The organism is Vibrio sp. MMG023, assembly GCF_021654215.1.
GTDB classification, from domain to species: Bacteria; Pseudomonadota; Gammaproteobacteria; order Enterobacterales; family Vibrionaceae; genus Vibrio; species Vibrio jasicida.
Genome location: NZ_JAKFZP010000002.1, coordinates 49,143 through 75,191, shown reverse-complemented (window position 1 = coordinate 75,191; position 26,049 = coordinate 49,143). Strand labels below are relative to the sequence as shown.

The following is a 26,049-nucleotide window of genomic DNA, read 5'->3' as shown; positions in this document are numbered from 1 at the left end:
CAAAGCATGTTATTCAGGTTTGGTGATGCTGCCGATCTCTAGCATTGGTGCAACATCGATATCTTCCGCATTCATCATGGTAGAAATGCGCTGAACAGACGAAAGCAGCAAGCTTTGCTCCCATTCTTCCAGTTTTTGGAAGCGGCTGATGAAGTGCTCTTGAAGTGGCGTTGGCGCTTGTTTTAACGCTTCTTGTCCTTTTTCTGTTAGCACTGCATGCACTTTACGCTTGTCTTCCACACTACGGCGGCGTTCAACAAGCTGATTACGCTCTAAACGGTCTAAAATAGTGGTAGCGGTTGCCTGACTCATATTGGTGTGGCTAGACAGTTGCTTAATCGTGACATTGTCTAATTCACTAATGGCACGCATAAGAATCAGCTGTGGAGCCGTCAAACCAGACTCTTTGCTCAACTTTTTAGAATGTAAATCAATGGCGCGGATGATCTGACGAATCGAGACCAAGACTTCTTCGTACTTTTCCAATTTAGTAATCCAGTCATTAAGGGATCATGTAACGACGCGACACTAACTCAAAAGCGTTGCTAATAAAAGGGGTTAGTCAGGGATCGCGACACCATTTTTCAATTATTTGCCTTGGCTCTCCTTATTAAATTTATGGTTTTTTGCGGGTAAAAAAGGATGACCTAGAATTATTATAGTAAGAAATGTTTGTGGTCTAATTATTGCTGTGGTTGTTTTCGCTTTTTTTGGTGGATTTTTCTGATTTAAAAGTAAGTTATTGGATTTTTTATCAGCAAAAGATAGACAAAAACGCCTCAAATGGTAGGATCTTCCACTTTCATGGAAAATAAAATGTATCGTGTTCGAAAGGTTTTTTGGCGCTGCGTCGAAAAACTAGAATGCAAAAGAGAGGAACAATGACAAAAGGTATAGATAAGTACAGTATCGACAGTACCGACTATACGGTTGGTCAAGACAACGTGCAAAAATGGGGTTTTGACGTACATAATCCTGTTTTTGGTATCAGTGCGGGTTTCATTGCACTATTTCTTATTGCTGCATTAGTTCTTGATGCACATACCGCAAAAACAGCGTTAGATGGCATTAAGCTGAAAATCATCAGCTCGTTTGACTGGCTGTTCATCCTTTCCGGTAACATCTTCGTTATCTTCTGTTTGGTATTGATTGTTTCACCAATGGGTAAGATTCGCCTTGGTGGTAAAGATGCCGTTGCCGATTACTCTTTCATATCATGGCTTTCTATGCTGTTCGCTGCAGGTATGGGTATCGGCTTGATGTTCTGGAGTGTTGCTGAGCCAGTGGCTTACTTCACCGGTTGGTATGAGACACCGTTGGGTGTTGAAGCGAATACACCAGAGGCGGCTAAGTTAGCACTAGGTGCGACCATGTTCCACTGGGGTCTACACCCTTGGGCAATTTACGGTGTGGTTGCGCTTTCACTCGCCTTCTTTACCTATAACAAAGGTTTGCCGCTATCAATGCGTTCGATCTTCTACCCGTTATTGGGTGATCGCGCTTGGGGTTGGGCTGGCCATATTGTTGATATCCTAGCGGTACTAGCAACTCTATTTGGTCTTGCGACGTCTTTGGGTTTAGGTGCACAACAAGCAGCAAGTGGTATTCACCACGTGTTCGGTGTTGAGCCTGGGCTTGGCTTGCAGATTGTTGTCATTACTGTTGTGACTTTACTCGCTGTTGTATCCGTTATTCGCGGTATTGACGGTGGTGTGAAAGTCATTAGTAACATCAACATGGTTATTGCCTTTTTACTTCTTATCCTTGTTGGTTTAATTGGTTGGGCTGTGAGCCTTGGTTCTATTCCGACGACATTTATGTCGTATGTAGAGAACCTAATTCCGCTGAGTAATCCGTTTGGTCGTACTGATGAAGCATGGTTCCAAGGCTGGACTGTATTCTACTGGGCTTGGTGGATTTCATGGTCACCATTTGTTGGTATGTTCATCGCGCGAGTTTCTCGCGGCCGTACAGTTCGTGAGTTCATCACGGCGGTACTGATTGTCCCTACAGCTGTGACGTTGATTTGGATGTCAGTATTCGGTGGTCTGGCTATCGACCAAGTGATCAACAATGTGGGTGAGCTAGGTGCAAACGGTCTAACTGACGTTTCATTAGCGATGTTCCAAATGTTTGATGTTCTGCCATTTGGTAACATCCTATCTATCATTGCGGTTGTTCTGGTATTGGTATTCTTTATTACCTCTTCAGACTCTGGTTCTTTAGTTATCGACAGCATTACCGCTGGTGGTAAAGTGGATGCGCCAGTTCTACAACGTGTATTCTGGGCATTTATGGAAGGCGCAATTGCGGTTGCACTACTGTGGATCGGTGGCTCAGAAGCGGTTCAAGCACTGCAAGCTGGTGCAATCTCAACTGCGCTTCCATTCACATTCGTATTGCTTGCCATGTGTGTCAGTTTATTGATGGGCATGAGAACAGAACGACAATAATTGATAAGATTTATAAATATCTCTTAGATATTAATAAGTTAAAAAGCCAGCGTAATGCTGGCTTTTTTTGTGCGATTTTTCTGACGCTTGCCAAAAAAATGGCGAATCAAATTCTTTATTTTACAACAGGTTATCGTATTAAATTTGTGAACAATCTTCGTGATTACTTTGTCAGAAGTGTGTAAGATTCAGCCTCCTTAACTGTTCTCCCAACTTCTTATAATAATTATGAAATTATCATTAAAACAAAAGCTAATTGGCGCAAGCCTCTCTGCTGTTGTAGTGATGGCAACAGCATTAACTTGGTTGTCGGCTGGTCAATTGTTTGATCAGACGCGTTCAGGTGTCTATTCACGAGCACAAAGCCTAAGTAACGCAGCATCAGAAGGTATTTCTGACTGGGTTGCGATTCGCAAAGACATTGCGACGGCTTTCAACGATTACTCAACTGAGCAAGACGTTGTGCCTTTCCTACAACAAGCACGCAAAGCGGGGGGCTTTGACGATATCTTCCTAGGTACTCCGGAAGGTGGTATGTACCGTTCTCATCCAGAACGCAACCGTGCCGATTACGATCCTCGTACTCGCCCTTGGTACACTGAAGCGAAATCAGCGGGTAAGCAGATCATCACTGAAGCGTATCAGGATGCGATCACTAACGCGCTACTGGTGACCATTGCCGAACCGGTAATGAAGAACGGTAAATTCATTGGTGTAGTGGGTGCTGACGTTTTGATTGATCAGTTGATCAATGACGTGATCAGTTTGGACGCGGGTGAAAATGCGCATGCCATGTTGATCGACATGAACGACGGTACTTTCCTTGCGCACCCGAACAAGAGCTTGACACTTAAGCCAATTACGGACCTTTCTAACCAATTTTCAAAAGATTCGATTGAGCGTGCAGCCAATACAGGTTCGATTGAGACAACAACGATCAAAGGTCAAGAGAAGCTTTACTACTTCAGCAAAGTGCCAGGTACAAACTGGATGTTCGCGATTGAAATGGATCGTGCAACTGAAGAGGCGAGCCATGCACAATTACTACGCGAAATGCTGATTACAGCTGTTCTCATCACCATCGTAGTGATTGCAGCGGTGTCTTGGTTAGTCGGCTTCTTGTTCCGCGATCTTGGCCGTGTATCGCAGGCGCTTGAAGAGATTGCTTCTGGTGAAGGTGACTTAACACAACGTCTTGAACCACGTAGTGATGATGAAGTTGGTAAACTTGCCGAAAACTTTAACCGTTTTGTGGGCAACATGCATACTATGGTAACCAAGCTTAGCCACGTTTCTGCATCGTTGTCAGAGCAAGCTCGTACGACCGCTCAACAGGCTGAGGAGCGTAGCCAACGTATTTCTTACCAGCAAGACGAAATCAATATGGTTGCGACTGCGGTAAATGAAATGGCTGCGGCGACACAAGAGATTGCAGGCAATGCTGACAATACTGCATCAAGCTCGGAAGAAGCGGTGCAAGCGTGTGTTCATGGTTCAGGTCAAGTGACTCAAACTCAAGGCTCTATCCAGAACCTTGCACAAGAAGTCCAAGTGGCGACGAACGTGATTCAAGAGCTTGAGGCGCACGGTAATGCAATCAATACGATTCTTTCCACGATCCAAGGTATTGCAGAGCAAACTAACCTACTAGCACTAAACGCAGCTATCGAAGCGGCACGTGCGGGTGAGCAAGGTCGTGGTTTTGCGGTGGTTGCTGATGAGGTTCGTGTTCTGAGTCAACGTACTCATGCGTCTACTCAAGAGATTCAAGAAACGATTGAGATGTTGCAAGGTACGACAGCAAAAGCTGTAGGTATTATGGATGACAGCCGTCGTCTTGCTGACACCAGCGTGGATGATGCGAACTCAGCAGCGGTGAGCCTCACTCAGATTCACACTGCAGTAGAACGCATTAGCGACATGGCAACACAAATTGCGTCTGCTGCTGAAGAGCAAGCGTCCGTAACAACAGAAATTACGCGCAACACAGAAGGCATCCGCGATGTCTCCAACGAGTTGTCAGTTGAAGCGCATCAGGCCGCAGAGCAAGCTGCGCACCTATCTGAACTTTCTCATGAGCTAGAACAAGAGATTAATCGATTTAAACTGTAAGTGATTTGAACATTAAAAAGGAGCCGATTGGCTCCTTTTTTGTTTATCAGCGGAAAGTATTCTCGATTCGCTATGACCTACAGCCAAAGACTACTGATAGGTTGCTCTTCGCTGTAGTGATGGGCAATTTGGGCTTGAAGTAGTTCTGCTGTGGCGATTGCATCCGTTAACGCATGATGAGGTGTATAATCCGGCAGACCATAACGGCGACGAGATTGAGCTAAGCGCAATGACTTCGGCTTATTCCCTTTTAACTTGTTCCAAAGGCCGCCAGAGAGGCGCTGTTGAATGTCCTCTTCAATTTGCAGCGTATCCAATACAGGGAACTCGATGCCTTCTTTAATGCGCGCTCGTAGCGCTTGGTCGAGGAATTCGCGCTCAATACGACGATAGTGAACGACAACAATTTTGCCCGCTAAGCTTTCCAATAATGGTCCGAGGATCTCTCCTAAGTCGGGTGCGTCTATCAGCTCACTGTGTGTAATGCCGTGAATGATGACTGATTCTTCATCGAGCTTTTCTTGCGGTCTTACTTTCCAGTGCTTTGCTTGGCGAAGGAAAATACGATTAAGATTAAACGGCACCAAACCAATGGTGATAATGCCGTTCTTTTGCGGATTCAACCCAGTAGTCTCAAAGTCCAAGGCGACAAACTCTACCTCAGATAATGGTGTTTCTGGCGCAGGCAGTGCGGTGCTATAGTAAGCGACCAGACGTTCATCCTTCGCGCTTTCTAATTTGCTTTGAAACTTGGTTGGCCATTGGACAAAAGGTTTTTGAAACAGCTTCTTTATCATTCCGTGTCTCACTTAAACTTATTGCTTGCCTGATAACGGAACTTGAGGAAGTTCTGACCATTACTCAAGATTTGGAAAGCATCCTTAAGATTACGTCGTTCAAAATCCGATAAGTTCTCTGGTTCGATGTTGTTATCCGGCTCAATACCGAGTTCAACATCGATGGCTTGGTGACGGATACGAACCATAGAGATGAACTCCATTGCGTCCTTCAAGTCCTGCGCACGTCCTTTCGGTAAGATGCCCGCGTCAATGATGTCATCCAAACGCTCAAAAGAGTTTTGAGCTCGAGAACCTACCGCCAAAGAGTGAACACGAATCAAATCCACCAATGGTGCAGTACCACGACGTTTTAAGTTGATCGAGTTTTTGTGTTGACCATCTTTTTCCATCACGAAGTCTTTGAAGAATCCAAGTGGAGGCGTTCGATTTAAGGCGTTGCGAGCCAAGCAAGCGAGGAAGCGGTTATTCTTACGCGCGCGACGAACGATAAAGCTGGTCAGTTGTTCTGCCCATTTTAAGCGGCCATAAACGCCATCTAAGTCAAAGAAAATAGACGCATTCAGTAGCGCTTTCGGGTTAGGGTCATCAATCCAGTCTGCAAAGCACTCTTCCCATTGCGAGCGAGTCATACGCCATTCAGGGTTGGTTGCCATAATGTCGCCGGTACAATACTTGTAACCACATACGTTCAAACCGTCACTGACATATTGCGCCAGCGCTTCAAAATACTTGCCGTGCTTGTCTTCTTTGTATGTATCATCAAGGATGATGGCATTGTCTTGGTCTGTGACCAACAACTGCTCATCTCGACCCATTGAGCCCAGTGCTAGGAAGCAATAGGGAATGGGTGGTGGGCCTAATTCTTCTTCTGCCATCTCAAGCAAGCGCTGTTTGAAGCTGCGCCCGATCACTGACATCGCACTGCCAACCATGTGAGAGTTTGCGTCTTCATTTACTAAACGTACAAAGCTGCTTTTCACTTCGTCGGCAACGATCGCTAAATCTTCGATGGTTTGTTGCTGGAAAATACTGCTCACCAACAACAGAGAGTTTTGAGATTCGTAACGAACGATATCGGTGGCTTCAATAATGCCAATTGGCATCTGGTCTTTCACGACAGGCAAATGATGCACGTTATAGCGCAGCATGGTTAGCATGGCTTCATACACATAGGCGTTGTGATCGAGGGAAATAACTTCTGTCGTCATCACCGTTGAAACGTCATCTTGAGGCGACAAACCTTCGGCCAAAACACGGGTACACAAATCGCGGTCAGTAATAATACCAACGACAGGCGATTGCGGGTCATCTTCATCAAGAACAAATTCAGGGTCGACAATCAACAACGAAGAGACATTGTCTTGCGCCATAAGCTGTGCGGCTTCTTGAATGGTTTGGCCTCGCTCAATGGTCGGCGCATCGCGCGTCAGCAGTGTTTTTACTTTCGATGTCGTCAGATCATTCGCGTCATTATTTTCAGACACGGCTTGGCGTAGTCTTGCACTGTTTTCAACTTCGACAAAGTCGGCAAATGAGTCAAAGTTATCGTAAAGCTCTTGGAAAATGTCTTGCGGAATGCAGTAGAGCAGGGAGTCTTCGATTGCCTTTACTGGAAAGCGAACTTTGTTGTTAGTAAGAAGGCCCATTTGACCGAAAAGATCACCTTCATCGAGGCGGTTGTAGAGCTCACCTTTGCGTCGATAGACTTCAACTACGCCACTTCTTACCATATATAGGTCGTCAATTTGGTCTCCTAAATGGATGATAGGGGTGTCCTGACGGTAGTAAGAGATCTCGATGTTCTCTGTCACTTTGATGAGCGTTTCTTCCGGAAGCTCGTTGAATGGGGGATACTTGGCGAGAAAGTTATATATCTCGAGAAGTTCTGCTTCCATTAAGGTGCCTTTTGGTTTGCAAGTGATAGAGTAATCTTAACTTAGTTTTAAAACAGAATCTTATCGGATCACTGTTTTTCGTGCGCAATGATAAGATTCAGACAAGTCGCACGGCAAAGCGCCATCAATTCGGCTACGCTGTCATCAAGATGCCGAATTAAATCAATAAACTGTAGTCGAACTAGAGAGCATAAGTACTTTTGGATGACACTCATGGAAGGAAGTAAAATGGTAAGATTGTTATTAGCTGCACCTCTTGTAGCATTACCTATAATGAGCGTTGCCTCAGAGGCAGAACAAGCCGCAAAATTTGGGTATGAACACATTAACCTCGACCTCGGCGCGGGTACGACCAACGAAGAATGGTTAGATAACTCGAATGCCACCACCGTAGGATTGGGTGGTAACTATCTGCTGACCGATAACTGGTTGTTTAATGTGGATTACTCCGCACAGTTTTTCCACCCAGACGACTTCACTTTGCGCATTGACCGTTTAATGTTTGGTGGTGGATACCGTTATGGTATTAACGAAAAACTGGATGTGTATGGCGTTTATGGGCTCGGTGCCATAAAAGCTAAGGCAACCGATGATAAGAGTGACAATACGATTTCATCAGAAAGCGAGTTTATCCAAGGCGTGACGATTGGTGCTAACTACCTATTCAGTGAAAAATTAATGGGTACGGCTGAAGTGCATTTAAATCGAAGTGATATCGTTGATGAGAACAACTACAAGATTGCTTTCAATTATCAGTGGCATGATGTGATTGGTACAGGTTTGTACTATCAGTTCCGAGATACGGATTATCAAAATCAGAGCTCTGATCATATTAACGAAGTGGGCATCAGCTTTAAGTTCGTTTATTAGAGCAATGGTTGAATTACATCATCGGCTTGTGACGATGCTGTTTGAAATGAAACACACAAAAACAAAAAGGTCAGCATGTGCTGACCTTTTCTGATTGTGCTTTCTATTAGCTAAAGCGGAGTTATAGAACTGCCGCAATGCCTTTACATAGAGGACCCATGTTTGACTTCGTCATGCCTGCTACGCTGATACGACCAGAGCCAACAATGTAGATTGCAAACTCTTCCTTCAGGCGGTTTACCTGTTCTTTAGATAGACCAGAGAATGAGAACATACCGTTTTGGCGCTCGATGAAGCTGAAGTCAGCGTCTACACCTTCAGCTTTCAGAGTTGCAACGAATAGCTCACGCATCTCTTGGATACGGTCACGCATTTCTGCTACTTCAGCTTCCCACTCTGCGCGTAATTCTGCATCGCCTAGAATGTGAGTCACAACTGCACTGCCGTGCGCTGGTGGGTTAGAGTAGATAGAACGGATGATAGCTTTCACTTGCGAGAATGCGGTTGTTGCTACTTCTTCTGATTCAGCAACTAGAGTGAATGCACCTACACGCTCGTTGTATAGGCCGAAATTCTTAGAAAAAGAGCTCGCCACTAGGATTTCTTTGTTGTACTTCGCGAAAATACGAAGACCTTCTGCATCTTCTTCGACACCTTTCGCAAAACCTTGGTATGCAAAGTCAAATAGAGGCAGTAGTTTCTTGTCTGCCACTAGCTTCGCCAGAGCTTCCCACTCTTCAGCCGTTGGATCGATACCAGTAGGGTTGTGGCAGCAGCCATGCAGAAGCACAACATCGCCTTCCGATGCAGCTTGAAGATCTGTCAGCATCGCATCAAAGTCTTTGTCTTTCGTTTCTGCGTTGTAGTAGCTGTATTGTGCCGTTTCAATGCCTGCAGCAGTGAACACGCCGTTGTGGTTTGCCCAAGTTGGGTTGCTGATCCAGATCTTCACTTCGCCAAGCTGACGTTTAATAAACTCGCCGGCAACGCGCAGAGCGCCCGTACCACCAGGTGCTTGAGCTGTTTTAGCTCGCTTGCTCGTAACGATTTCTTCGTCTGCACCAAATAGCAGTTTTTGTACTGCCAGACCATATTCTGCTGTACCTTCGATTGTTAGGTAAGATTTGGTTTTTTCAGTTTCAATCAGTGCTGCTTCGGCTTTCTTTACGGTAGCAAGAACAGGGGTTTCACCTTGTTCGTTCTTGTAAATACCAACGCCTAGGTTGATTTTTTCAGCGCGAGTATCTTTTTTAAACTCTTCAGTAAGTCCAAGAATAGGGTCGGCCGGAGCGGCAACTACTTTTTCAAACATAATCTTCATCCATGTTAATCGAAGGGGTCTGCTGACATTTATACCTTTCAGCAATATTCGTTACAACAGTTAGTGAAAAGAAAACTTAAAAAAGTTTTGATTTGAAACAGAATTCTAACATAAGCAAAGATTTTGCTATGAAAACCCCTCTTAACTGTGGAGTTAAGAGGGGGATAATTCGCTAAGCGGCGAGATCTTGAGCATCTTGATATTGATGTGCGATATGCTGAAACTGCGCTTCTACAGCAAGGAAAGCGTCGACAACTTGCGGGTCAAAATGTTTGCCATTTCCTTCAAGAATGATTGATTTTGCCTTGTCATGACTGAACGCTGGCTTGTATACACGCTTTGAAATAAGTGCATCATAAACATCTGCGAGTGCCATCAATCGGCCAGAGAGGGGAATGCTTTCACCCGAGAGTTGATTTGGATAACCACTTCCATCCCACTTTTCATGGTGTGTCAGCGCGATCTCTTTCGCAACTCGCAAAAATGAGCTACTTCCTAGCTGTTTTTCTGCAATTGACAACGCTTCGGCACCAATTTCAGCATGACCCTTCATGATCTCAAATTCTTCGTCGGTCAATTTACCCGGTTTGAGTAACACACTATCAGGCACGCCGACTTTACCCACATCGTGAAGCGGGGCCGATTTATACAACAGTTCAATGTAATTGGGAGTCAGTAACATGCGATGTTGTTCAAACTGACTTAAGTGTTCTGCCAGCACTTTGACGTATTCCTGCGTTCGCATGATATGAGCACCAGTTTCGTTATCGCGAGACTCTGCCAAGGCGGACAGGCTGACAATGGCAACATCACGCGTCGTTTTCACCTCGTCTTGCGAAACTTGCAAGCTGTCTAGCATTTGGTTGGTGAGGCAGGCCATTGAGCCTAGCTCATCATGTTGGAAGACCGGGAGGCGTTGAGCCACCTTACCTTGAGTGACTTCCAATAATGCTTGTTCTTGGCTAAACAAAATCTTCTGCATCAAGCGAGTCCATAACACCATGATGGCAATAACGTATCCCCCTACAACCAACGCGATATACACCAGTTCCTTGATAAAACTGATCTTGCCTAAACCATTGCTGATTTGTTCTGGGTTTTGCTCTAACCAATAAATGTCTTTTACTGCGACCATGGTTAAGATTGCGGTGAGAGTGATCAGTAACGCAATCATCATCCCGATCATCTGTTTGACCATAGACTGGCGTTGCCCTGAGAGGACAAAATCGAATTGGTTTTGCTGACGCAAGTCATTAAATTGAGCCAATTTGCTTTGCAGTTGAAGGATAGAACCTGTCAGGAAACCAAACAGCCCCATGCCAAACAAGACCTTTACATTACTATCGAACGTAAAGTCATATTGAAGGTTGTAATAAGCGGCGAAAGGGATGCTAACCGCAGTAAATAAAATCGTATCCAGCTTCGCTTGGCGGTTTTGTGCAATTAACGGGTGTGTTGCGAGAATAAAGTGACGCACTAAATAGATGAAGGTAAACACCACGGCGCAGTGCAAAATGACTTCGTAAACGCTGAGCGTACTGAGCATGGGGCAGACGCGTCCGCCATAGGTGCCAAAAAAGAATGCAGCGGCTAAATAAAGTTGCAATGTTAGCGGTGCGTTGTAGTTAGTATTCGCCATGATTAACCTTTCTAAGATCATCCTCAACATCATTGTCTTCGCTCTTGGTTGCGCTTCTAGAGAGGAACTTGGTTATGTTATTGATGCTGTTGATTGATCTGTCACTTGTAAAATCAAAGACCTGCGATTCTAGCGATAGATTTCATTAAGCGCTATAAGGACAGGGAAAGGGAAATAGGGTGCATCTTTAACTTGAAAGTAAAACCGCACTTCGACTTGCCTCACAGGGACACTCATTAATGTGAACAGAGCGGCGAATAGATGATTGCATGAATATCGAGATTTCTAGGTTTTATAAGGTCTGATGATGTATTTACATAATTTATTTAAAGTTTCGTTCTAATTATCTTACTCTATATATTTGTTCTTCCTGTGTTGCGTTTACCTCGAAAAATCCGAAAGGTTAAAAGTGCCTTTAGGAGACATTTCTTTCCTCAAAAGCTCTTTGTTGATGACGAAGTTTCGGTAGAAAACAAAAATCGGAGCCAGTGCTCCGATTTTTATGTGCGCAATCTAAGTCGACTTAAGGCATGTACATGTCATTGAGCTTTGACACTTCTTTGTGCTTTCTGCGTTTGATGAAGTAGTTAGAAACTACACCGAACATCAAGACCAGACCACAGAAGCCGTACACTTGCATGATAGTCGGATCGCTTGAGACAAAACCGAAGTCTGAAAACATCACGTAAGCACCCAATACCATGTAGATGATGACCGCTGATGCTTCAAATCGGAATGACCATGGCGTCACATCGATATTCTCATTCACTGGCATTACGTAGTCTGTATCACGCGGCATGAAGTGACCAATCGCAAACATCAGAGCAGTACACACGACGAATAGAATCGCCAATTGGTGTAGGAAGTGGATTGGTGTACCAAAGACCAATTGCATCGCAGCGTAGGAGCTAACAAACACGACCAAAGCAACTTTAGCGGCAATAGCAGGAACACGTTTTGAAATGTAGCCCACAAACACGATGGTGAAGATAGGCACACTAAAGAAGCCCGCAACCATTTGTAGGTATTGGAACAAGCCTTCTGGTGCGTACATGATGAAAGGGGCAATACAGACCGAAATGATCGCAATGATAACGCCGAAGATACGACCTTTACCGACCAACTCTTCATCCGATTTGTCTTTGCCAAATAATGGTTTGTAAACGTTCAAAGCAAACAAGGTGGTTGAGCTGTTCAATACGCCGTTAAAGGTACTTAGGATAGCGCCGAACATGACCGCAACGAAGAAACCAACAAGCGGCTTAGGCAATACTTCGTTCACTAAGCGTGTGTACATCGTATCTGGGTTGCCCGCATCTGCGCCAAACATATGGAACGCAATGATGCCCGGAATGATTAGGAAAAGTGGAGAGATAACTTTAATCGCACCCGCCAGAATCACGCCTTTCTGACCTTCTTTGAGGTTCTTCGCACCAAGTGCACGTTGGATTATTGATTGGTCAGTACCCCAGTAGTACAAGTTAACCAGCAATAGACCTGTGAACAGAGTAGAGAACGGCAGTGGATCGGTCTCTTTACCTACGGATTGCAGCTTTTCCGGTGCGGCTGTCAGCAATACGTCCAAACCTTCCATAAAGTTACCGCCGCCTAATGCCATCAGACCAAATACAGGGATCATCAAACCGCCGGTGATCAAGCCAACGCCGTTGATCGTGTCTGCAATTACCACGGCTTTTAGACCGCCGTAAATCGCGTAGAAGAAACCCAACAAACCAATAGTGGCGGAAATCAGGGCGATAGAGCTGAACTCTGAAATGCCCAGCAAAGCTTGCACATCAAAGATTTCGCCCAGTACCACAGCGCCAGCGTAAAGAGTGGTAGGTAGAATGTTGATGACGTATTGGCACAAGAACAACAGGGTAACGAACTTCTTCACCGACATGTCGTAACGACTTTCTAAGAAGTCAGGAATGGTGGTGATGCCTTGCTTAAGGTAGCGAGGAACAAGCAGCAGCGCAATGATAACCAGTGTGACGCCAGAGGCCACTTCCCAGCCCATCACACTCATGTTGTGGGTGTAGGATTGCGCACTCATGCCAACGAAGCTGGTGGCACTCAGGTTGGTTAGAATCAAGGAGCTGGCAATCAGCCCGCCTGTTAAGCTTCGTCCACCAAGGAAGAAACCGTCTTGAGAGGTGTTTTTATCGTTTTTAACTTTGCTGTAAGTGAACACCACAACAAAGCCTGTAAACAGCAAGAACGAAAGTAATACTGTAATAGACATTTTGTTTCCTTAACAAGTTAAGCAATTAAGTTTTGCTTGTTAGTTGTAGGGTGTCCCTCTAGCGCGTATAGGAGTGTTTTATCAGGAACAACGCGAAGTTGAAACCCGGTCGCTAGAGGGCACAGATAGAGTTTTACATTTTCTTAAGATGAACAATGAGCGCCGATTCTGGATCGAGAATCGGAAGCGTTACCCCAATTTCTTTTAAGTTATCGCCACTTAGCGTCAGGGTTTTGTCTAGCCATTGCGGACGTTGCTTCATCAACTGGAAGCTGGTTTTTGGCATTTCAACAATCTTGACTTCGTAACGGGCGTTTTTATCCGCACAGCTAACGCGAAGTGGAGATGGCAGCGCATGATTTGGCATGGCCAACTGACACACCGTAATCAGCATTTCTTGCCCGTTCTCAACGCCATAGATGTTCTGGTTTTGATCGGCAGGATCGATGCGGAAAGTACGTCCCGAATGAAGCAAATCGCGATACTGTTTGTGCAGTTGAATGTAATGAGCAAAAGCCTGTTTTTCTTCCGCGCTTTCTTTTACTGGGTCGAGCTCCACACCCATGTGACCACTTAACGCCGTCACGCCACGCATGTTGATCGCATGGCGACGATTGGTTGAGTGACACTCTGCGGGACCAATGTGAGCGCCCATAACTTCAGGTGGGAAGAAGTAGCTCATACCACGTTGAATCGCTTGACGTTCCAATGCATCGTTACAATCAGAAGCCCAGAAACGGTGAGTGCGTTTAAGGATTTCAAAATCAATACGACCACCACCCGAAGAGCAAGACTCAATTTCAACCGCCGGATGCGCAGCTTGAAGTTCGTCTAGCAAGCGGTATAGCGCTTTCGTTTGGCCATGCACAGCGGGTTTACCTTGATGCCCAGGTTGAACCAATTCACGGTTCATATCCCATTTCAGGTAGCCGATGTTGTAGCGAGTCAGTAAGTCATTCAAACGCTCAAACAGATAGTTGAAGCAATCTTGGTTTTGCAAATCCAACACGTATTGCCAGCGACCTGAAGGCTGGTGGTAGCCTTGCAGACTCAATACCCAATTTGGATGTTGGCGATATAGGTTTGAGTCTTGGCTGACCATCTCTGGCTCTACCCAAAGACCAAACTCCATGCCTTTGCTGTTTACGTGCTCGATGACAGGCTCAAGACCATTCGGGTACTTCGTTTCATCCAAGTACCAGTCACCAAGCGCTGCGCGTTCGCCATCACGACCAATGAACCAACCATCGTCAATGATGAAGCGCTCGACACCCATCTCAGCAGCTTCGGTTGCCATCTGCATGATGTATTCAGGTTTGTGCTCGAAGTAGATGCCTTCCCACGTGTTTAAGTGCACAGGACGAGGCTTATTGTTTGGAAATTGAATAATATTGGCACGAACAAATTCGTGGAATCGCTCTGATATTTCATTCAAACCCGAGTTACTGTATGTCGCGTAAAGCCATGGTGATTGGTAGGTTTCACCGCTTTGTAGACGCTTTTCACCAGACAGTAGCAGTTCACCAGCTTGAACAAAGCGACGACCGTCACTGCGAACATCGGCACGAAGTTGGTGGTTACCACTCCAACCAAGATGGAAGCCCCAAACTTGCCCCAATTGCTCACTAAAGCCATTAGTGCCTGCGAACAAACCTGGGAAGTTTTCGTGAGAGGTGCGACCGCGACGGTTTTCTTGCATAAAGCCACCATGCTCAAAGCTCAAACGCTGAGTTTGAAACTCATGACACCAACGCCCGTGGAACGTCATCAGCTCGTTTGCATGGTTAGGAAGTGGCAGGGTAGAGGAGAGCTTACCTAAGCAATACTCACCGGCAGTCGTATTTTTTACTGTGATGCGTTTTTGTACCACGTCACTGTTAAAGTCCAGTTGTAGCTCAATCAATAATTCAAGACCCGCAATGTCATCTTGAAGGGTAAATGTCGCGTTGTTGTCATCGTGCTCAATGGATGTGGTTGTGAACACGGGAGCCCAGTCTTCGCCATTGCGATGCCCCTCAATCCCGGGTGCATTAAAGTGACCGCTGCCCAACTCAGGGCAAAGCGATAACGGTACGTCGACATCAAGACGAGCCTGAGAGATAGGACGCTCGGTTGAGAGCATTAAATCGGGATCGATCTGAGCGATCTTTGCGCCCCAATGAAGGATTTCAGGAACACGATCCACTTTAATGATCATGCTGTGATTCTTGGATTTTAAGTGAACAATTTTTTGCATGTTGTTTCTCTGTTTTCGCAAACATTTAATCTGCAAATAATCATGCGCTTGTTTGGTTTTATTTCGATTGAATAGCCGTTTAAATGTGACTTTGAACAGGTTTTAGAACGTGGTTTTGTGTGCTAGATCTGCTGTTTTCGGGAACATTTTTTCATGTTTTTTACGACATTGTTCACGAGAACATTCGAATGAATTTGGTAGAGTGAACAGTAAATCAGAATAGGAGAACGCAGTGGCAGTTACGTTTAAAGATGTTGCACGGTTAGCTGGAGTATCGACGCAAACCGTGTCGCGCGTAACCAACGGCGCGGATAACGTCGCAGAAGAAACACGAAAGCGAGTCAACGACGCAATCAAAAAGCTTGGCTATGTGCCGAACAAAGGGGCACAAATGTTGAGCCGAGCGAAGTCGCGGATCATCGGTATTGTCTCTTTGGATATCTCACTGCACGGTGTTGCTCTTATTGCTAATGGCGTTCGCAATCAAGCGCACGAGATGGATTACGCGACGGCGCTGGCAGTGTTAGGTGACAACTCCATTGAGGAATTCCGTAGTGCAATCCGAGAGCTCATTGCCCAGCAAGTTGATGCCATTATCATCAACGCCCCGGTAACCAGAGAGATGGCAGAAAACCTTGTGGAGCAGTTCAGTCAGCTCACGCTGGTTTTTATTGATGTACCCGAGGGGACGCCCGTCAATTCTCTCAGTTGTGACCATAAAGCTGGGGCAAATTTAACGATCTCTCACTTGATCGAACATAAGCGCGAATCCTTCGTGTGTATTTCTGGCCCCAAGGCATCTACGGCTTCTCAGATTCGTTACCAAGAATGGCAATCACAGATTCAGCAACATGAATTGGTGCAAGCGGCATACTATGAGGGAGATTGGCAAGCAGCCAGTGGCTACAACGCTATTAAAGACGCCGTGTTAAAAGGTGTGCCTTTTGATGCTGTATTGGTGGCGAATGATCAGATGGCGCTTGGCGTGTTATGCGCGCTTTCGGAGGCGGGTATTAATGTACCTAAAACCGTCTCTGTGGTTGGGTTCGATGGCATTCAAGACAGCCAGTTTTTCTCACCCCCTCTGACAACGATTAAGCAAGATTTCAATGAACTTGGACGTAGGGCGGTCAAGTTAGTACTGAGTCAGATGGAAAAAGGGCAAGGCGTTGTGTCAGAAGTATTGCCAATCAGCTTGGTTGAACGACAAAGCACATCAGCAAAGGCGGACACGCTTTATGACAAGCAAGAAATACTGACGCACTTAGAGAACATACGTCGTCTATTACCTTAGTTGAACTGTTAATGATTTTTGCCGTGGTTACAAAAAAGCCCCGTCCATGCGGGGCTCTATCAGGAATCGCTAAGTTTACTTCTTCAGATTCATTTCTGATTCTACAGCGTTGGTTTCGATGTCTGGGTTAGAAGACAGTTTGCCTGTTGCCCAGTCATTCATGTGTTTTAGAATAGCTTTTAACGCATGTTTTTCAGTCGGCGCTTCTGATGTTTCAACTTCAATTTTTTGCTTAGGGTGAGAACCCGTTGCGTCTTCAGCCACGTGCAACCAATCTGGGTGCCAGTAATAAGGTTGACCTGATGGTGTGCTCCATGCATGAACACCGTTGGTTTCGCCTTTGTATTGGATGTCGTTTTCGTTGTACTTAGTCATTATTATCGTCTCTCATAGTCATGAGTTGAGGTGTGCATCACCATTACTCTATAAATGTAACAGATGTCATCGAAAATAATGTGACAACTATCTATTAATCTTGTTGATAAATAATCGATTCCGCTGCACAGCTCTCATTCAGGTCAGTTAACGTGCTTTTTCTGATAGTAACCCTATTTAAATTAGGTGCTTAGCTCGGTTTACTGACCATTCAAATGCTTGATAATAGCCGCTTTAGCGTGTTCTTCAGTCGCCGTTTCACCAATTGGAACGTCTAAGTCTGCTTTTGGGTGGACTCCGAGTGCATCTTCTGCAATATGTAGCCAATCTGGATGCCAATAATATGGGTTACTTCCTTCTGGGTGATCCCAGCTATGAACGCCTTGGTGTATACCTCGGTATGAGAGGTCATCCATCGTAAACATTTTCATCATTTCCTCCCGTGTTGATTTTCATGCCTCTGAAAGTATGGAACATAAATTCTCATTTCGTATAGCGAATTGGTATCACTAAGATTGATTAATTACGTTACGACTTTGATAGTGGTGATATCGGATTGCGGGCGTGAAGTATGCTAAGGTGCCCCGGTAGTGATGAATGAGGGAAACATGAACCGATACCGCCAACTCGCTGAATTGTTCAAAATTCAAATTCAGCAAAATACATGGAGAGCAGGGGAGAAGCTCCCTTCAGTGCGTGTCACCAGCCGCAATCACAATGTTAGTGCAGGGACGGTCTTACAGGCGTATCAACTGCTAGAGGCGCAAGGTTGGGTGAGCGCTAAACCTCAGTCTGGTTATTTTGTTACGGCGGAACTGGAACGTTTAGAACCGAATGACCTAGATAAGAGTCTCTATCGCACTTCGGTAAACGATGAGTTGTATGAGTTCCTTAAACACCAGTCTGCGTCAGAGAGTATTAAGCTTGGATCGGCATTTCCTGATCCGACGTTGTTTCCTCTGGATGCGCTTAACCGCAATCTAGCCAGTTCAGGTCGCAAAATGGGGCCAGAGACACTACTTGATAATCTTCCTCCAGGCAGTGAATCGTTACGCCGTTTAATTGCACAGCGTTATATTCAGCAGGGACTTGTGTTGAGTCATGACGATATGGTCATTACCTCTGGCGCGATGGAAGCGTTAAATTTGAGCCTTCAAGCAGTGACTCGACCTGGTGATACGGTTGTAATTGAAACTCCGACTTTCTATGGGGCACTTCAAGCGATCGAGCGATTGGGCTTAAACGCGATAACAGTCCGTGTGGATGCTAAGGATGGTCATTCGCTTAAGCAAATAGAGGCTGTGTTTGCCAATCATGATGTGCGTGCTTGTTGGCTAATGACCAATTTCCATAATCCGACCGGAACTTCCCTTAATGACTTGCAAAAGCAAGGCATCGTTGAGTTGGCAAATCGTTACGATGTGTATGTAGTAGAGGATGATGTTTATTCAGAGTTGTATTTTTCAGAGACGAAACCTGCGCCTTTAAAATCGTTTGATACTCAGGAGCGAGTGCTGCATTGCGGTTCATTTTCGAAAAGCTTATGCCCTGGTTATCGGTTAGGTTGGGTAGTAAATAAACGCTTTAACGAGCCGATTCAAAAACTTCAACTCATGTCGACCTTGTCGGGCAGTGCTCCTATTCAACAAGGCGTGGCGCACTATCTGCAAAATGACAGCTATGACAATCATCTTAGAAAGCTGCGCAAAGCATTACAGTTACGCCAAACAAAGTTTGTGGCTTTAATAGATAGATACTTACCTAAATCCGTTGACTATTGTCTTCCTCAAGGCGGGTACTTCATGTGGCTTAAATTACCTCCAAGCTTGAATGGTAAGGCCGTTTACCAAGCTCTCATCACTGATAACGTGACGGTGGCGTATGGCAAGCTTTTCTCTGTTGATGACCAGTATCAAGACTATCTAAGGCTGAACACCTCGCTGCCTGTTGATGAAAACCTAAAACAGGCTATATGCAAATTGGGTGACTTACTTCACTAAAGGAACTGTTTAACGTTTTTTTGGCCTAACTGTACTAAAGCGGTTTACCGGTCATGTGCTTCAATCGATTGTAGAGTAATTGCAATGTTGGAGTGACAATGAAAAAACAGTTGGTAAAACATGAAGTAAGATTGATAGCTGTTGCTATTTTTAGCGCATTTCTGTTGGTATTTGCGCACCTTATTTTGGCGAAGTCTTTCTCGCATATGGCTTGGACAGAGTACACCGCGGCCGTGATCCCTTTCATTATGTTTGGCTTATGTGTGTTGGGCGTTAAGTACGCAGAACATGCAGATAGAGAAGGGGATGGAGAGCAGTAAAATCATGAAAAATTTAGGAAGAGAGAATGAAGAGTGCATGGTTGCTTGCGTTATCTATGATCGCCTTTGGGTGCTCAGCGAAACAAGATGTAGAACCTAAGTCGGTTACCCTAGTCTATGATCACTCAAAATTGACTGCGGAGATACAAGCCGATAATCATTTCGAGGCTCATGTCGATAATGATAAAGAGCGTATCGATTTATCTGGCTTGGTACGGAAACTTCACCCTGACTACCAGTTAGATGTCTCGGTGATTAAGTCTAGTAAGACTCAGCATGCAACAAATCAAATTAGTACGTCATTGTTGATCAAACAAAAAGAGATTGAAAAACCTATTTTGATTGGTGGTGTTTATCAGCATACGGTGGTCAATGACGAGAACAACAACCCAACAGTGACAGAATCAGCCAGTGTGATGAGCGTTAAGTTGAATTTATAGTAGTTGGCAACGGAACCTATCTGTGAGATCCGCGACAAAATAAAAGACCTCCACAAGGGAGGTCTTTTTTAATTCTTTATCACTCAGCAGCGATTAGAAGTTCGCAGAGCGAGGTGTACGTGGGAACGGGATAACGTCACGTACGTTGCCCATACCAGTCACGTAAGATACTAAACGCTCAAAGCCTAGACCAAAGCCAGCGTGTGGCACTGTGCCGTATTTACGTAGGTCACGGTACCAGCTCATGTGTTCTGGGTCGATACCCACTTCACGCATGCGCTCGTCTAGGATGTCTAAACGTTCTTCACGCTGAGAACCACCGATGATCTCACCGATGCCCGGTGCTAGTACGTCCATTGCAGCTACCGTCTTACCGTCATCGTTAGCACGCATGTAGAATGCTTTGATGTCTTTCGGGTAGTTCTTCACGATTACTGGCGCTTTGAAGTGCTCTTCCGCAAGGAAACGCTCGTGCTCAGAAGACATATCGATACCCCATTCAACTGGGAATTCGAATTCACGACCTGAATCAAGAAGGATCTGGATTGCGTCAGTGTAGTCTACTTGTGCAAAGTCAGAAGATACGAATTGCTCTAGACGAGTGATTGCTTCTTTGTCGATGCGTTGAGCAAAGAACTCAAGGTCATCACGACACTCAGCAAGAACCGCTTTGAACACGAATTTCAGCATGTCTTCAGCCAGTTTCGCTACGTCATCCAGTTCTGCGAACGCAACTTCAGGTTCAACCATCCAGAATTCCGCTAGGTGGCGGCTGGTGTTTGAGTTTTCAGCGCGGAAAGTTGGACCGAACGTGTAAACTTTACTTAGTGCACAAGCGTAAGCTTCTGCGTTTAGCTGGCCAGATACGGTTAGGAACGTCTCTTTACCGAAGAAGTCTTCGTTGTAGTCCACTTTACCAGCGTCAGTACGAGGTAGGTTTTCCATGTCTAGCGTAGATACGCGGAACATTTCACCAGCACCTTCTGCATCTGAAGCTGTGATCAACGGCGCAGATACCCAAAAGTAACCTTGCTCATGGTAGAAGCGGTGGATTGCTTGAGATAGGCAGTTACGTACACGTGCTACCGCACCGATTACGTTTGTGCGCGGACGTAGGTGCGCCACTTCACGTAGGTACTCGATAGAGTGACGAGTTTTTGCCATTGGGTAAGTGTCAGCATCTTCAACCCAACCAACTACTTTAACGTCAGTCGCGGCTAGTTCGAAGTCTTGGCCTTTCGCAGGAGAGGCAACAATCTTACCAGTTACTTCAACAGAGCAGCCAGTGGTTAGCTTAAGTACTTCGTCGTCGTAATTATTAAGATTATTAGGGACCACGGCCTGAATCGGGTCGAAACAAGAGCCGTCATAAATGGCAAGGAAAGAGATTCCAGCTTTGGAATCACGACGTGAACGGATCCAGCCACGAACAGTTACTTCACTGTCTACTGCTAGCTGACCTTTCAAAACGTCTGATACAGGCGCGTAAGTCATGTTTGAAATATTCTCCATTGAGGTAAAAATTCAATTCAACACTTACTACATTGCTTGCTTTAAACGGCTTTGTTTAAAAAACGAGCGAAGCGTTGAATTGGATAGAATTTTACAGATTCATCGGGACATATTACCTGTCAATTCGTCAGCTTCAACCTTTATATTCAATTTGGAGGGGAGAAATTTCTTATTTACTCGCCCTTTGTTCCTCAGACAGCGTAAATTGGTTAAGTAATAGCTCTAGACGTTCCGAAAGCTGCTCCAAATCAACGCTGATGTCACGTGTGTGAGATGCAGATTGCGAAGTTTCATTCGCGTGTCTTGTGATGGTGTCGACTTTTAACTGAATGTGTTTGCTCACCTCTGACGTCGTTTGTGTTTGATGTTGAATGTTTTCAGCATGTCTCAAAACTTGATGCATTTCGTCTACTACATCGCGCATGGTTTCGGAGAGCGCTTCGACATCGACGGAACGCTGATGAGCAAACTGGCACACATTATCGACCGAAGTGAGCGACTCTTCACTGCCTTGTTGAAATTGCACGATGATGCTTTCTATATTGCTGGTCGCTTGCGCTGTCCGAGATGCAAGGTTACGGACTTCATCTGCGACAACGGCAAATCCACGGCCTTGGTCACCTGCACGAGCTGCTTCAATTGCGGCATTGAGAGCCAGTAGGTTGGTTTGTTCCGCAATACCTTTGATGACACCCAGGATGGATGATACTTCTGCGGTTTGTTGATTCAATGTTGTGATCTTCTCGCGCACCTTGTCGATATCGGTCACTAGGTTCTTGATGTCTTCACTTACATGGTGCGCTTGACCAGCACTGGCGGTTGCGACATCAACGGTATGGTTGACCAACGTTGTTGCATCAACGGTCGCTTGTTCTACGACACTTTGTTGTTGCAGCATGTCAGTGATATTGGTTTGCACTTCATTGGTTTCTACTTGCTGGTTGTCTGCCGCTTCATCGGTAGATTGAGCAACGTCGGTTAAGCGTCCGGCTGACCCCGCCAGTGAATGCGATGTTTCCTGAACTTTGTCCAAGCTTTGTGAGACCGTATCCATAAAGGAATTGATAGAATCCGATAACTGTCCAACTTCGTCTTTTTGCTTATGCTCTAAACGTATGGATAGATCCTTGCTCGCACTGACATTCGACATAAAACGCGACGTCATTTGTATTGGTCTAACGATGATTCTACGAATCAATCCCATGGTAATTAAAAAGCCCACAAACGCGATAACTGACATGATACCCATCGCAAACATGGCTTGTTTATTGATAAGAGAATTCACATGGCTCATGTTGTATTCCAAGCGGATTGCACCTAACACTTCGCCTTCTGGGGCAATATGGCAAGACACACAATTCGTACCACGATAGTTTTCGCTTGATTTCATAGGCAGTGCAACCACCAAGCCTTTCCCCCAATCCGCACTGAAAGGCTCAATCACCAACTCACCGTTTAATGCTCTCTGGTCAATGTCATCTATCGGTTTTTGATTCGCATCGCCAGCGCCGTAAAATTTAGAGACTGCATCAGCACGAAGTACGCGCACTTGCTCTATGCCTTCTTGAGCGAGCGCTTTTTGTCGTAGGGTTTCTTTTTGCGACATCGTACCGGTGAGCATCATCATATTTAGGCTATCGAAGTAGTTGCTTGCCTTATCGTGTAGTTGTTCACTCAGCACGTCATTAATAAGTGTCTTTTGTTGAAAGTATTGATAGCCAGTCGATGCAGCTAACACGCAAGTGAAGACAACTATCAGTGCCAGTAACAGTTTGAAGGTAATCGTTGAGCGCATATTTTTATAAATGTAATTGGAACGAATTCCACAATATTAAGGGCTTAGCGTGGTATGAGCGATGGATAGGGCGAATGAATGTGACCCTAAACAACGTAGGGTTATGTAAATGTGATGTAAGTAGGGTGTAATCAATGGATTGGTGCTGCGCCAATTTTTAGACGAAGGGGGGCCTAAATTTCAATTATTTTTTCTTGTTTAACCGGTTGTTAACCCGAGGTCGTGTAATCTCTTTTTGTACTCTTAGAGTCGTCAAAGTAGGGAAGTTTGGGGTATGTATGACCCTACTTCATTTTCCTAACCATTTTTCTGGAATCTCCAGATTTGGCAATCTTCAAGATGCTTGGAGGTTGCCGTTTTTTATCAGTTAATCATTCTGAATCAGTGAATCGTTTTCCTCTTTCTCATGTTATTGATAAAGGTTGTCATTAAAGGGTGAATTCCTTAGTATTGCGTGTCTTTTTAAAGCCTGAGAATCAAGATGAAAACAGAATTATACAAAGAGTTTATGTTCGAAGCAGCACATCACCTGCCGCACGTACCGGAAGGTCACAAGTGTGGTCGTTTGCACGGACACTCTTTCTTAGTTCGTCTTTATGTAGAGGGTGAAGTTGACCCACATACAGGTTGGGTGATTGATTTTTCAGAAATCAAAGCGGCATTCAAACCAACTTACGACCGTTTGGATCATTACTACTTGAATGATATCGAAGGTCTAGAAAACCCAACAAGTGAAGTACTCGCGAAGTGGATTTGGCAAGAGCTTAAGCCGAGTTTGCCACTACTGAGTAAAGTTGAGATCAAAGAAACTTGTACCGCAGGTTGTATCTACAAAGGCGAATAATTTCGTTCTGTACACAGATAATAAAGGCAAGCTAATCGGCTTGCCTTTTTCTTTTGTTAGCCTGAGATCAGAGACAAAAGAGGTCAGTACCCAATTCCGTTTCGTAGGGCGAATTGGACTAACTCAGAATGAGTTTCTAATTCCAGCATGTCCATCAACCGGTATTTGTGAGACTCAATCGTTCGTGGACTCAAATTAAGCGCTATCGCGATTTGTTTTGCAGACAAGCCGTTGGCTATGTGCCCGAGGACATCACATTGACGACGACTTAGTCTTAACATTTTGTTGTTCTCATTACTCGTCTTCATGTCTGGCTTGTGTAGGCTGCGATGCAACTTAGAGTGCTGCCAATAAGAAAGCCAAACTTGCGAAAGAAATGTGACTTGATTCAATTGGGCTTCATTCAAACCACAACGATTTTCGCCAAAAATAGTAAATGAAACGCCACCCCAGCGTTGACCAAACTGGCTCAGTGGGATGGTGTAATGGCAACATGCGCCTTGTGCTGCCAGCATTCTTAGTAATGCCACATCACTACTTTCAAGCGAAGCTCGGTTGAAAATCTGAGTTTGTTCCGAGTTACCGATAAGACGAAGGTACCTCTCGGCGTCTTCTATGCCGACTTGCTCTGCTGTGACGACTTTATGTGGTGGACGTGCGACAGCAAGCGTTTTCCCTTGGTTGAAAAACAGCATTGAGTTGGGAAACATGGTCATTCGATCGATTTCGAACCAGTTCATGGCTTCCGTCATGAATTCGCGAAGTTTGACTTCGCACTTGTCTGCTTCAGAGGAGGTAAGTGATGTTGCTTGCCTCATCATAAGCGCTTCAAAAGTTTCAGCTTCTATTGTCTTACCTATCTCACTGTCCATTAAAACGACTCGTACGGAATGAATTTTATAAATGCAGTAATTTTACTCTACATTCTGACTATCAGATTTTGCAAAATGTCGGTGCTTTATTTCGAACTTCTTGGAATAACGCACATGCTTCCTATTTGGTGAATGGGTGGGGGAAGATCTATTCTAAACCTAAATATTACACCTTTATAGGCAGATACACAGACTTTAAGTATAGGTTTTTGGCGAGCAGCTGTTTCAAATTTGGCTAATTTTATCGCCATCCGGAGGGGTAACAATGAAAATGATGAAGCTTCGCTACCGTGCAGGGGCGTATGGTAAATGGGTTGAAGTAGTGGTGTCTGCGTTTGTTGCAGAAGAGTTAGCAAAGGAGTACACCGGTTACGGCTGGCAAGCTGAAGTCGTAACGGTATGATTTTGGGAGGAAGGCAGGTGTGCTAATTACCCTGCCTTTACAACATAAATAACATCGATGCCTAATCTATCAGTTCAGAGAATGACGCAAGATCAGCGCTTTTCCACTCTCTTCATAAATTGTCTTTTGGGTGTTATCGAACCCTGCCGATTCAAACAATCTAATTCCAATGTCATTACTACTAGATACTGTCGCACACACAGAGCTGCTTTCAGTGTCAATCGCGTAGCCATAGATCATCAGTTTTTGTAGCGTTGCTTTTCCAATTCCTTGCTGTTGAAAGCGCTTATCGACCATAAGATAGCTTAAACCCAATTCATGGCGTTTGGCAAAGGGAGCGTGTTGGGCGAAGGCTTTGTCTATCACTAAATATCCGACAATAAGATAGTCATGAAAGATGGTATAAAACACTTCTGACTTACTACGTTGCTGGTAAGCCTGTTCAAATGGCTTAAAAAATCCTTTTTGATCTTCTTGCACTTCCAGTTGCATCAAGCTGGCAAAATCTTTCAGCTTGGCAGGTTTAATGGCGATCATGGTCTGAATCTGTTCAGAGGCGGTAAACACAATACCGCCATTATAGTTGTGGACATTAAAAGGACGCAATCTGGTTCTGTGTGGAT

22 protein-coding genes are annotated in these 26,049 nt (G+C 45.0%); 9 read left to right on the top strand and 13 right to left on the bottom strand.

Annotated elements, in window-relative coordinates:
- Window positions 1-9: 9 nt before the first annotated feature.
- Entirely contained in the window at window positions 10-486 is a 477-nt protein-coding gene (gene cosR, locus L1076_RS05470) for a MarR family transcriptional regulator CosR (RefSeq protein ID WP_038871769.1), read from the bottom strand.
- A 395-nt stretch (window positions 487-881) separates the two neighbouring features.
- Here cosR and L1076_RS05465 point away from each other — a divergent pair, with 395 nt between their 5' ends.
- Entirely contained in the window at window positions 882-2,453 is a 1,572-nt protein-coding gene (locus L1076_RS05465) for a BCCT family transporter (RefSeq protein ID WP_038871767.1), read from the top strand.
- Between the two features lie 228 nt (window positions 2,454-2,681).
- A complete protein-coding gene (locus L1076_RS05460; protein WP_038871766.1) occupies window positions 2,682-4,565 on the top strand; it encodes a methyl-accepting chemotaxis protein in 1,884 nt (627 codons plus the stop codon).
- Window positions 4,566-4,642: 77 nt separating this feature from the next.
- Here the strand turns inward: L1076_RS05460 and L1076_RS05455 are convergent, their stop codons facing one another.
- Window positions 4,643-5,362 (bottom strand): 3'-5' exonuclease, encoded by a 720-nt coding sequence (locus tag L1076_RS05455; RefSeq protein ID WP_181028016.1) that lies wholly within the window; start codon window positions 5,360-5,362, stop codon window positions 4,643-4,645.
- Between the two features lie 8 nt (window positions 5,363-5,370).
- On the bottom strand, window positions 5,371-7,260 hold the full coding sequence (locus tag L1076_RS05450; protein WP_042602704.1) for a DUF294 nucleotidyltransferase-like domain-containing protein: 1,890 nt from the start codon (window positions 7,258-7,260) through the stop codon (window positions 5,371-5,373).
- A 228-nt stretch (window positions 7,261-7,488) separates the two neighbouring features.
- Here L1076_RS05450 and L1076_RS05445 point away from each other — a divergent pair, with 228 nt between their 5' ends.
- Window positions 7,489-8,130: an outer membrane beta-barrel protein gene (locus L1076_RS05445; protein ID WP_038871763.1), complete on the top strand. Its 642-nt coding sequence runs from the start codon at window positions 7,489-7,491 to the stop codon at window positions 8,128-8,130.
- A 121-nt stretch (window positions 8,131-8,251) separates the two neighbouring features.
- Here the strand turns inward: L1076_RS05445 and L1076_RS05440 are convergent, their stop codons facing one another.
- The 4 genes from L1076_RS05440 to L1076_RS05425 form a co-directional block, all read right to left on the bottom strand.
- The gene (locus L1076_RS05440) at window positions 8,252-9,442 is read right to left on the bottom strand and encodes an amino acid aminotransferase (protein ID WP_237303317.1); all 1,191 of its coding nucleotides are present in this window, start codon (window positions 9,440-9,442) and stop codon (window positions 8,252-8,254) included.
- Window positions 9,443-9,623: 181 nt separating this feature from the next.
- The gene (locus L1076_RS05435) at window positions 9,624-11,090 is read right to left on the bottom strand and encodes an HD domain-containing phosphohydrolase (protein WP_237303316.1); all 1,467 of its coding nucleotides are present in this window, start codon (window positions 11,088-11,090) and stop codon (window positions 9,624-9,626) included.
- Window positions 11,091-11,613: 523 nt separating this feature from the next.
- The gene (locus L1076_RS05430; RefSeq protein ID WP_104047056.1) at window positions 11,614-13,335 is read right to left on the bottom strand and encodes a solute:sodium symporter family transporter; all 1,722 of its coding nucleotides are present in this window, start codon (window positions 13,333-13,335) and stop codon (window positions 11,614-11,616) included.
- 133 nt (window positions 13,336-13,468) lie between these two features.
- The gene (locus L1076_RS05425) at window positions 13,469-15,571 is read right to left on the bottom strand and encodes an alpha-galactosidase (protein WP_237303315.1); all 2,103 of its coding nucleotides are present in this window, start codon (window positions 15,569-15,571) and stop codon (window positions 13,469-13,471) included.
- Between the two features lie 232 nt (window positions 15,572-15,803).
- Here L1076_RS05425 and L1076_RS05420 point away from each other — a divergent pair, with 232 nt between their 5' ends.
- Window positions 15,804-16,865: a LacI family DNA-binding transcriptional regulator gene (locus L1076_RS05420; RefSeq protein WP_104037841.1), complete on the top strand. Its 1,062-nt coding sequence runs from the start codon at window positions 15,804-15,806 to the stop codon at window positions 16,863-16,865.
- 75 nt (window positions 16,866-16,940) lie between these two features.
- On the opposite strand, the gene L1076_RS05415 is transcribed toward L1076_RS05420, so the two are convergent.
- Window positions 16,941-17,240: a hypothetical protein gene (locus L1076_RS05415; RefSeq protein WP_038873539.1), complete on the bottom strand. Its 300-nt coding sequence runs from the start codon at window positions 17,238-17,240 to the stop codon at window positions 16,941-16,943.
- 200 nt (window positions 17,241-17,440) lie between these two features.
- A complete protein-coding gene (locus tag L1076_RS05410) occupies window positions 17,441-17,671 on the bottom strand; it encodes a hypothetical protein (RefSeq protein ID WP_104037840.1) in 231 nt (76 codons plus the stop codon).
- 177 nt (window positions 17,672-17,848) lie between these two features.
- On the opposite strand from L1076_RS05410, the gene L1076_RS05405 reads away from it, so the two are divergent.
- The 3 genes from L1076_RS05405 to L1076_RS05395 all read left to right on the top strand — a co-directional run bounded on the left by L1076_RS05405 (window position 17,849) and on the right by L1076_RS05395 (window position 20,000).
- The gene (locus L1076_RS05405) at window positions 17,849-19,240 is read left to right on the top strand and encodes a PLP-dependent aminotransferase family protein (protein WP_237303314.1); all 1,392 of its coding nucleotides are present in this window, start codon (window positions 17,849-17,851) and stop codon (window positions 19,238-19,240) included.
- A 98-nt stretch (window positions 19,241-19,338) separates the two neighbouring features.
- The gene (locus L1076_RS05400; protein ID WP_038873530.1) at window positions 19,339-19,560 is read left to right on the top strand and encodes a hypothetical protein; all 222 of its coding nucleotides are present in this window, start codon (window positions 19,339-19,341) and stop codon (window positions 19,558-19,560) included.
- A 26-nt stretch (window positions 19,561-19,586) separates the two neighbouring features.
- A complete protein-coding gene (locus tag L1076_RS05395; RefSeq protein WP_045398146.1) occupies window positions 19,587-20,000 on the top strand; it encodes a hypothetical protein in 414 nt (137 codons plus the stop codon).
- Window positions 20,001-20,093: 93 nt separating this feature from the next.
- On the opposite strand, the gene asnS is transcribed toward L1076_RS05395, so the two are convergent.
- The gene (asnS, locus tag L1076_RS05390) at window positions 20,094-21,494 is read right to left on the bottom strand and encodes an asparagine--tRNA ligase (RefSeq protein ID WP_038882455.1); all 1,401 of its coding nucleotides are present in this window, start codon (window positions 21,492-21,494) and stop codon (window positions 20,094-20,096) included.
- Window positions 21,495-21,681: 187 nt separating this feature from the next.
- Window positions 21,682-23,307 carry a methyl-accepting chemotaxis protein gene (locus L1076_RS05385; protein WP_038882454.1) on the bottom strand — a complete coding sequence of 542 codons (1,626 nt, stop codon included), beginning with the start codon at window positions 23,305-23,307 and terminating at the stop codon, window positions 21,682-21,684.
- 481 nt (window positions 23,308-23,788) lie between these two features.
- Here L1076_RS05385 and queD point away from each other — a divergent pair, with 481 nt between their 5' ends.
- Window positions 23,789-24,151, top strand: a complete 363-nt coding sequence (gene queD, locus L1076_RS05380; protein WP_038873519.1) for a 6-carboxytetrahydropterin synthase QueD — start codon at window positions 23,789-23,791, stop codon at window positions 24,149-24,151.
- An 83-nt stretch (window positions 24,152-24,234) separates the two neighbouring features.
- Here the strand turns inward: queD and L1076_RS05375 are convergent, their stop codons facing one another.
- Window positions 24,235-25,023 (bottom strand): LuxR C-terminal-related transcriptional regulator, encoded by a 789-nt coding sequence (locus L1076_RS05375; protein WP_038882453.1) that lies wholly within the window; start codon window positions 25,021-25,023, stop codon window positions 24,235-24,237.
- Between the two features lie 265 nt (window positions 25,024-25,288).
- Between L1076_RS05375 and L1076_RS05370 the strand changes: the two genes are divergently transcribed.
- A complete protein-coding gene (locus tag L1076_RS05370) occupies window positions 25,289-25,426 on the top strand; it encodes a hypothetical protein (protein WP_164492046.1) in 138 nt (45 codons plus the stop codon).
- A 69-nt stretch (window positions 25,427-25,495) separates the two neighbouring features.
- Here the strand turns inward: L1076_RS05370 and L1076_RS05365 are convergent, their stop codons facing one another.
- Window positions 25,496-25,963, bottom strand: coding sequence for a GNAT family N-acetyltransferase (locus L1076_RS05365; RefSeq protein ID WP_038873543.1), 468 nt, complete (start codon window positions 25,961-25,963; stop codon window positions 25,496-25,498).
- Window positions 25,964-26,049: the final 86 nt, after the last annotated feature.

What these genes read in the sequence shown, in the direction of transcription:
- L1076_RS05465 (WP_038871767.1), top strand. Translation starts at nt 882, where the DNA reads ATGACAAAAGGTATAGATAAGTACAGTATCGACAGTACCGACTATACG.
- L1076_RS05460 (WP_038871766.1), top strand. Translation starts at nt 2,682, where the DNA reads ATGAAATTATCATTAAAACAAAAGCTAATTGGCGCAAGCCTCTCTGCT.
- L1076_RS05455 (WP_181028016.1), bottom strand. Translation starts at nt 5,362, where the DNA reads ATGATAAAGAAGCTGTTTCAAAAACCTTTTGTCCAATGGCCAACCAAG.
- L1076_RS05450 (WP_042602704.1), bottom strand. Translation starts at nt 7,260, where the DNA reads ATGGAAGCAGAACTTCTCGAGATATATAACTTTCTCGCCAAGTATCCC.
- L1076_RS05445 (WP_038871763.1), top strand. Translation starts at nt 7,489, where the DNA reads ATGGTAAGATTGTTATTAGCTGCACCTCTTGTAGCATTACCTATAATG.
- L1076_RS05440 (WP_237303317.1), bottom strand. Translation starts at nt 9,442, where the DNA reads ATGTTTGAAAAAGTAGTTGCCGCTCCGGCCGACCCTATTCTTGGACTT.
- L1076_RS05435 (WP_237303316.1), bottom strand. Translation starts at nt 11,090, where the DNA reads ATGGCGAATACTAACTACAACGCACCGCTAACATTGCAACTTTATTTA.
- L1076_RS05430 (WP_104047056.1), bottom strand. Translation starts at nt 13,335, where the DNA reads ATGTCTATTACAGTATTACTTTCGTTCTTGCTGTTTACAGGCTTTGTT.
- L1076_RS05425 (WP_237303315.1), bottom strand. Translation starts at nt 15,571, where the DNA reads ATGCAAAAAATTGTTCACTTAAAATCCAAGAATCACAGCATGATCATT.
- L1076_RS05415 (WP_038873539.1), bottom strand. Translation starts at nt 17,240, where the DNA reads ATGACTAAGTACAACGAAAACGACATCCAATACAAAGGCGAAACCAAC.
- L1076_RS05410 (WP_104037840.1), bottom strand. Translation starts at nt 17,671, where the DNA reads ATGAAAATGTTTACGATGGATGACCTCTCATACCGAGGTATACACCAA.
- L1076_RS05405 (WP_237303314.1), top strand. Translation starts at nt 17,849, where the DNA reads ATGAACCGATACCGCCAACTCGCTGAATTGTTCAAAATTCAAATTCAG.
- L1076_RS05400 (WP_038873530.1), top strand. Translation starts at nt 19,339, where the DNA reads ATGAAAAAACAGTTGGTAAAACATGAAGTAAGATTGATAGCTGTTGCT.
- L1076_RS05395 (WP_045398146.1), top strand. Translation starts at nt 19,587, where the DNA reads ATGAAGAGTGCATGGTTGCTTGCGTTATCTATGATCGCCTTTGGGTGC.
- asnS (WP_038882455.1), bottom strand. Translation starts at nt 21,494, where the DNA reads ATGACTTACGCGCCTGTATCAGACGTTTTGAAAGGTCAGCTAGCAGTA.
- L1076_RS05385 (WP_038882454.1), bottom strand. Translation starts at nt 23,307, where the DNA reads ATGCGCTCAACGATTACCTTCAAACTGTTACTGGCACTGATAGTTGTC.
- queD (WP_038873519.1), top strand. Translation starts at nt 23,789, where the DNA reads ATGAAAACAGAATTATACAAAGAGTTTATGTTCGAAGCAGCACATCAC.
- L1076_RS05375 (WP_038882453.1), bottom strand. Translation starts at nt 25,023, where the DNA reads ATGGACAGTGAGATAGGTAAGACAATAGAAGCTGAAACTTTTGAAGCG.
- L1076_RS05370 (WP_164492046.1), top strand. Translation starts at nt 25,289, where the DNA reads ATGAAAATGATGAAGCTTCGCTACCGTGCAGGGGCGTATGGTAAATGG.
- L1076_RS05365 (WP_038873543.1), bottom strand. Translation starts at nt 25,963, where the DNA reads ATGATCGCCATTAAACCTGCCAAGCTGAAAGATTTTGCCAGCTTGATG.